Raw genomic sequence first — 1,345 nt, 5'->3', positions numbered from 1 at the left:
CGGCGCCGACGTGGCGCTCGCGCCGCCCGCGCCCGGCGCGAAGCCGCTGCTGCTGGCACTGGTGGTGGGCGAGACGGCGCGGGCCGATCACTTCGCGCTGAACGGCTACGAGCGGGCCACGACGCCGGGCCTTGCGGCGCAGGGTGTCGTCAGCTTCAGCAACGTCACGTCATGCGGCACCAGCACGGCCACCTCGCTGCCGTGCATGTTCTCGCACCTCGGCAAGCAGGCCTACGAATCGCGCGACCAGGACTACGAGAACCTGCTCGACGTGCTGCAGCGTGCCGGGCTGGCGGTGCTGTGGCTGGACAACCAGGCCGGCTGCAAGGGGCTGTGYGAGCGCGTGCCGCACGAAGATGCCTACCGGCTCGCGGCCGGTGCCGCGCCGATGCCGGCCGGGCTGTGCGACGGCGGCGAGTGCCTGGACGAGGCCTTGCTGCACGGGCTCGACCAGCGGCTGGCTGCGCTGCCGGCCGAGCGCCGCGCCCGCGGCGTGGTGCTGGTGCTGCACCAGATGGGCAGCCACGGGCCGGCCTACTCGAAGCGCTCGCCGCCGGGCCGCAAGCCCTTCGTGCCGGAGTGCACGACCAACGTGTTGCAGCAGTGCGAGCGGCAGCAGTTGCTGAATGCCTATGACAACTCGATCGCCTACACCGACAGCGTGCTGGCGAAGGCGATCGACTGGCTCGGCAAGCAGGGCGCCGGCTACGACCCGGCGCTGCTGTACCTGTCGGACCATGGCGAATCGCTCGGCGAGAACAACCTCTACCTGCACGGCCTGCCCTACGGCATCGCGCCGCGCGAGCAGAAGCACGTGCCGATGGTGGTGTGGCTCGCGCCGCAGACCGAGGCGGCGACCGGGATCGCGATGCAGTGTCTGCAGAAGCAGCGCGACGTGGCGCTGAGCCATGACAACCTGGTGCCGAGCGTGCTGGGGCTGATGCGGGCGAAGACCAGCGTCTATCGCGGCGAGCTGGACGTGTTTTCGCGCTGCAGGTAATTCCTCAACGCTCTCGTCTGGCGTGGGCGCGGGCGGGGGGTGTGGGGCTCGCCCCCCCGCCCACGCCTTTGCCGAACCGGTGGCTCGATGCGCRGAAAACACGCATGRCGCKCCCGGGTGMCAACCCGGGCTCAACCCTCATTTGTTCGCTTGTCACCCCCCAAAAGGCAGGGCGGTGGCAGAAGGCGCGTGCGGGGAGGCTGTGGAGCGCCAATAAAGCCGGGGCGCCGGAGCTGGCTGGTTTCATGGCCCGCGTGCGCAGCACGCTTCGTGCACTGACTGTCGCCCACTGTTTGACCACAACGAACGAAGTGAGTGGCGGGAGTTTGGGCGACGGGCCATGAA

At 69.9% G+C, this 1,345-nt stretch carries 1 protein-coding gene; it reads left to right on the top strand.

Annotation, left to right across the window (positions count from 1 at the left end; genetic code table 11):
• The coding region (locus tag AC1D01_RS34890; RefSeq protein WP_477874123.1) for a phosphoethanolamine transferase at positions 1-1,000 on the top strand (1,000 nt) is incomplete at its 5' end.
• Positions 1,001-1,345 lie beyond the last annotated feature (345 nt).

The organism is Rhizobacter sp. P3_B12 (genome assembly GCF_056402895.1).
Note: the sequence above shows the minus strand (reverse complement) of the source record. Positions and strands in the feature narration are given on the sequence as shown.